The following is a 6,091-nucleotide window of genomic DNA, read 5'->3' on the forward strand; positions in this document are numbered from 1 at the left end:
CTGGCTGACAGCGTATTGACTCACAACCGCGCCCCCTCGCCCGCCGCTACCCGCAACAGATCGGCGAACACGCCGGCGGCAGTCACTTCGGGCCCGGCACCCGGGCCCTGCACCACCAGCGGGTTCTCGCAGTAGCGCCGCGTGGTGAACTGCACCACGTTGTCGGTCAACCGCAGGTTGGCGAAGGCGTGATCGGCCGGCAGTTCCACCAGGCCCACGCTGGGCGCGCGGTCCGGCGGCAGCTGCGCCACGTAGCGCAGCACGTTGCCGCGTGCACGCGCATCGCTCAGGCGCTGCGCGAACACCGCATCCACCTCGGGCAGCCGCGCCATGAAGTCGTCCACGCTGGCCTGGCGCAGGGCTTCCGGCACCAAGCTTTCCACCTGTACGTCTTCCAGGCTGATCGCCCTGCCCGCCTCGCGGGCCAAAATCACCAGCTTGCGCGCCACGTCCACACCGGACAGATCGTCGCGAGGGTCCGGCTCGGTATAGCCCATGCCGCGCGCCTGCGTCACCAACTCGGCGAACGGCACGCTACCATCGTATTTGTTGAACAGCCACGCCAACGTGCCGGAGAAGATGCCTTCGATCGAGGTCACCGCATCGCCGGTATCGACCAGATCGCGCAGCGTGGTGATCACCGGCAGGCCTGCACCCACCGTGGCTTCATAGCGGAAGCGCGCGCCGCTGGCATCGGCAGCGGCACGAATCGCCTCGAAGCGCTCCAGCGGGCCGGAACCGGCCTGTTTGTTCGGCGTCACCACATGGATGCCGGCGGCCAGCCAGCCGGCATAGCGGTCGGCCACTTCGGCACTGCCGCTGCAATCGATGATCACCGTATGCGGCAGATGCGCCGACAGCAGATGGGTGGTGAACCGTTCCAGATCGGTCGGCGTGGCGGCGGCGGCGAACGCATCGCGCCAGTCGCCGACCAGGCCGCGCTCATCCAGCAGCATGCGACCGCGCGAGACCACCGCGCGCAGGCGCAGGTCCAGATTGGCCTTGCCCAGCAACTGCGGTTGCGCAATGCGCAACTGGTCCAGCAGCGCAGCGCCCACGTTGCCCGGGCCGATCACGCCCACCGAGAAGGTCTGCGGCGACAGCCAGAAGCCGGCGTGCGCCGCGCGCAAGGCCTTGGTCGCATGCGCCGCATCGATCGCCACCGAGATGTTGCGCTCGGACGAGCCCTGCGCAATGGCCAGGATATTGACCTGCGCGCGCCCCAGCGCTTCGAACAAACGCGCCGCCACACCGGGCTGGCCGGCCATGCCATCGCCCACCGCCGCCAGCACGCTGATGCCGGTGGTCAACTGCACGCGCTGCACTTGGCCCACGGTGAGCTCATGCGCGAAGGCCTGCAGCAAGGCGTTGCGAGCACGCTCGGACTCATGCTGCTTGACCACGCAACAGATCGAATGCTCCGAGGACCCCTGCGAGATCATCACCACCGACACCTGCGCCGTACGCAGCGCCGCGAACACGCGCTCGGCCGTGCCCGGCACGCCGATCAGGCCGGTGCCTTCCAGATTGAGCACGGCCAGATCCGGGCTCAGGGTCAGGCCCTTGATCGGCCCGCTCACCGCGCTGCTGGCGGTGATGCGCGTGCCCGGATGCTCGGGCTGGAAGGTGTTGCGGATGATGATCGGCAACCCGCGCTCGATCGCCGGCGACATCGTCTGCGGGTGCACCACCTTGGCGCCGAAGTACGCCAGCTCGCAGGCTTCGTCGTAGCTCAGCGTTTCCAGCTGTACCGCCTCGGGCACCACCCGCGGGTCGGCCGACAGCACGCCATCCACATCGGTCCAGATATGCAGCTCGTCGGCATTGAACAGCGCCGCGAAGATCGCACCAGAATAATCGCTGCCGTTGCGCCCCAGCGTAGTGATGCGATCGGCGCGGTCGCGCGCCACAAAACCGGTCACTACCACGCGCGTCTGTGGATGCGCCTGGCGCCAGCTGGCCAGCCGCTGCGCGCTCACCTCCCAGTCCACATCCACGCCCAGCTCGCCGCGGTTGACCACCAGCACATCGCGTGCGTCCAGCACCGCGCAGTCTTCGCCGATGGCGCGGAAGTGATCGCCCAGCAACTGCGCCGAATACACCTCGCCCAGGCCCTGCACGCGGTCGAGCACCTCGCGCGGCAATTCGCCGATCACCGCCAATGCACCGAGGATCTGCGACAGATGTTCGAAACGTTCGTCCAGCCATTCCACCGTCGGACCCGAGTGCTCACCGAGCAACGCCACCGCCGCACCGCGATGGCGCGCACGGGTTTCGTGCCAGCGCTCGCGCCATTCGGGGCGATCCTGCGCCGCAAGTTCGGCCAGCGCGATCAGCGCGTCGGTCACCCCCTTCATTGCCGAGACCACGGTGACCTGCAACGTCTCGTCGCGTGCGAGCAGCAGCTGCGCCACATGCCGATAGCGTTCGGCATCGGCCACCGAGGTGCCGCCGAATTTGTGCACCACGGTGCGCAGGGAGGGCGCCGCGACGGCGGCAGGGTCGAGCGAAACAGCAGGCGATGACATCGACAGACCTCGTTATGGAGGCCCCGTCCGCATCAGGTGAGAGGGAAGCCCCCGCATCCTGATCCGGGTGCGGGGCCGTTGTTTTCGGAAGTTACGCGAAGACGACGGACCGCACCGGGCGAATGGTGACGGTGGTAATGGTGGTGGTAATACCGGCCACGCCCGTCCCTGCCCACAACAGCGGCTGGCAGAGAAGCGAAACGGTGGCGCAGGCGTTACCCATGCCTGCAAAAGACATCAGCGAGCCGAGGCCTGTCAAGCGTTGCGTGAATGGGCGGGCGCACGCGCGCAACACCGGCAATAGAAAACCTTGCCGCTCAGGGATTTAGGCGCCGCGCTCGCAAGTAATTGATTGCCATGGAAACTTTTATGGCGAGCGTCGGCTGCTGTCGTGCGCAGGTTTCGCACACTGGCCCGTGCTGCGGCTGGACTCGATTGACGGTTTTGCTCGCAAGCGCCATGCAACCCCAACCGCAGCGGTTACTTCGGCTGGGGCGACCGATCGTCGTCGTGAACTGCGCGCTTGGAGAGGGATCAAGCCATCTATTGAGTTACGCCAGATCAGCCGAGCACCTGAGGATTGAGTTGCCAGACCGAAAAGTTGAGCGCGGCCGCGAAGCTCACCCATGCCAGGTAAGGCACTAACAACCACGCTGCCAACGCATGCCGTTTCGCGAACGCCGCGATCGTGGCCGCCAGCACCAGCCACAGCGCCACGATGTCCGCGAACGCCCACGCCCCCAGATGCCAAGCAAAGAACAACCAGCTCCACAGCCCGTTGAGCGCCAGTTGGGCGACGAACAGAATCAGCGCCGCGCGCACGCCAGTCCATTCTCCGCGTCGCCATACCAGCCACACCGACACCGCCATCATCCCGTACAACACCGTCCACACCGGCCCGAACAGCCACCCCGGTGGTGCCCACGCCGGGCGAACCAGCTCGGCGTAGAAACTGGCGGCCTGGATGGAGGCCATGGCGCCCAGGCCGGCAACGGCATAGCACAGCGCCAACCAGCCTAGCAGGCCAACCCATCGTGCTTTTTTGGAAATCGTGTGGTGCATGGTGCATCCGATCGCTTTCGATGGCGGCCACGTTGCCAGGACGCTCGTGCAGACGGCGCGCAGGCCGATCGTCGGCCCAACCCGTGGACGGTGCGCGTGCCAGGTACCAGGGCACATACCTGTACCGACTGCGCGATCGACTCCGTTGCTCCCCGGCCTCTCTCGACAGGTGCAGCACCGGAGTCATTCGACGGTTGGCTGGCGAGCACACGCCCGCCAGCTCCTGTGGACGCCGCAGCGCCGGCACCCTGCCTGGGCGCGAAGTGATCGTGGCGATGGGCGGAGTGCTCACACCCTGCGCGGAGGCCTGGCGCCCCCCGTTGATCAACCCTCGGTATCTACCGCATGCGCCCGCTACTGCGCGTTGCCCTACCCTTCGGCCTGTGCATCGACGGCATGGTCTACCACGCTCGCCGAGGCATCGACGCCGTGATCAACCCGCGGCGCGTATCCGCCGTTCCGCTCAAGATGGGTGGACACCTCCGCCCCTCGGGTAAGCGTCAGATCCACCGGGCATCGATCGGCGATCGCCAGCAACTTGCTTCGTTGTTCGTCGTCCAGCGGACCTTCCAGGGTGATCGCCCTCGTAAACAGGTCAGCCGGCGTCTGATCGGCGTGCCGGCTGTGGGTGACACGCGCACTCGCCCGCACCAGCGGAAAACCCTTGTGCCGAGCGTACATCCGCATGGTCATCACCGTGCAGGCGGCCAAGCCCGCCGAGACGAGGTCATAGGGCGACAGGCCGCTGGCCATTCCGCCAAGCGACTCTGGCTCGTCGGCCAGAAAACGATGCTTACCGCTGGACATTGCCAGCTGGAACGCCCCGCCGCCGGTCTCTTCGGCCAATACGCCCGCACCCTCGACTATATCCTGCCTGTCTGCGGTCAGCGGCGGCAAATAGCGTGCAGCCCACGCAGCGATCACGGAAGCCGCGTATTCGGCGTCAGCGCGCCGGGTGAGCAGATGATCGGCATCATCGAGAGACACGAAGCTCTTGGGATGGCGGGCCGCAAGAAATATCTCGGTTGCGTTGCCGATATCTACCACCGTATCGCCAGGCGCATGCATCACCAGCAGCGGCTTGCGCATCCGGCCAATGCGCTCCTGCAGATTCTGCTGCCGCGCATCGTCGATGAAGGACTTGCCAATCTTGAACGGGCGGCCGGCGAGTAGCAGCTCTGCCTCACCACAGCGTTCGATACGTTCCAGCGAGGCCGGATCGATCTGTCGCAGCACATGTTTTACCTGCGAAGGCGCACCCACGGTCGCCAGCGCACGTACCGAAGGCATGTCCGCAGCAGCACTCAAGGCAGCGGCCCCGCCCAGGCTGTGGCCGATAAGCAGTGTCGGCGCATTGCCTGCCTCCGCCATGGCATGCCCGGCGGCGATCAGATCGTCGACATCCGCGATGAAGGTGGACGCAGAGAACTCCCCGCCGCTCCCCCCGATGCCGGCAAAATCGAACCGGAGGACACCGATACCGCTCAGTACCAGCGCCTTGGAAATCCGCGTTGCCGCAAGGCTATCTTTCCCGCACGTAAAACAATGGGCGAATATCGCCCATCCCCGCGGCGCAGCCTGCGGATGTTCGATGCGGCCAGACAATGGAGTACCGCGCGCGCCTACAAAATCAAAGCGTTGACCTGACATTGCCATCCTTCAAAGACATCGGATTAGACGATGATATGTGCATACGAATTGCGTTATGTCTTACGGAAAATATCGCAGGACCGTGGTATCTCAAGGAGCTGTCGGCGAAGAATTTCAGTTGCGCTCAGATTGGAATCGAAGACACGTATTCGCCCACCACCTGAGCACATCGGTTCGATTGGACTGGCAATTCGCTCAATGAAACGAAGCACATGCCATAAAGCGAACTTATGTCGCCTTTATAACTCCATCGATATCGATGCCGATGGCATGATCTTTCTGCATCCAACTCAATTTTATTTACCTGATCGACTGGTCTAATCGGTGATGACGCATCGAGTTCCCGCCGAATCAGACCAGCCACCCATGGAGCGGATGTACCGCGAGCAGGAGCTGCAAGTGCAGCGCCGCAAACGCAAGAAGGTGCCAATCGGCGAGCGTCAGCCGCTGCTGCGACCAGAGCAGGCCAACCAGGTGTGATCGATGGACTTCGTGTTCGACCGCACCGCCGAGGGCTGGGCGATCAAGTGCCTGGTGATCGTCGACGATGCGACACACGAAGCGCTCGCCATCGAGGTGGAACGTGCGATCTCCGGCCACGGCGTGGTGCGGGTGCTGGAGCGACTGGCGCACAGTCGCGGCCTGCCGAAGGTGATCCGCACCGACAACGGCAAGGAGTTTTGCGGCCAGGCAATGGTGGCCTGGGCGCATGGTCGTGGTGTGCAGCATCGGCTCATCCAGCCCGGCAAGCCGAACCAGAACGCCTAGAGCGTGTTATGAACTTTGAAATAGAGACGCGGCATTTCCAAGCATGAGGATGGAGAAGACGACGAAGTGGAGTCCGGCTAGGG

Annotated in this window: 3 protein-coding genes and 1 pseudogene; 1 reads left to right on the forward strand and 3 read right to left on the reverse strand. The window is 64.8% G+C overall.

Features of this window, described 5'->3' with window-relative positions:
• Positions 1-20: 20 nt before the first annotated feature.
• The 3 genes from thrA to XcodCFBP4690_RS10825 all read right to left on the reverse strand — a co-directional run bounded on the left by thrA (position 21) and on the right by XcodCFBP4690_RS10825 (position 5,240).
• A complete protein-coding gene (gene thrA, locus XcodCFBP4690_RS10815) occupies positions 21-2,528 on the reverse strand; it encodes a bifunctional aspartate kinase/homoserine dehydrogenase I (protein WP_104540942.1) in 2,508 nt (835 codons plus the stop codon).
• A 561-nt stretch (positions 2,529-3,089) separates the two neighbouring features.
• Positions 3,090-3,590, reverse strand: a complete 501-nt coding sequence (locus XcodCFBP4690_RS10820; RefSeq protein WP_167394567.1) for a TspO/MBR family protein — start codon at positions 3,588-3,590, stop codon at positions 3,090-3,092.
• Positions 3,591-3,959: 369 nt separating this feature from the next.
• On the reverse strand, positions 3,960-5,240 hold the full coding sequence (locus tag XcodCFBP4690_RS10825; RefSeq protein ID WP_244183622.1) for a bifunctional alpha/beta hydrolase/OsmC family protein: 1,281 nt from the start codon (positions 5,238-5,240) through the stop codon (positions 3,960-3,962).
• 366 nt (positions 5,241-5,606) lie between these two features.
• On the opposite strand from XcodCFBP4690_RS10825, the pseudogene XcodCFBP4690_RS10830 reads away from it, so the two are divergent.
• Positions 5,607-6,005 (forward strand): annotated as a pseudogene (locus XcodCFBP4690_RS10830) (DDE-type integrase/transposase/recombinase); the annotation flags it as partial.
• Between the last annotated feature and the right edge of the window lie 86 nt (positions 6,006-6,091).

It is taken from the genome of Xanthomonas codiaei (genome assembly GCF_002939785.1).
Lineage (GTDB): Bacteria > Pseudomonadota > Gammaproteobacteria > Xanthomonadales > Xanthomonadaceae > Xanthomonas > Xanthomonas codiaei.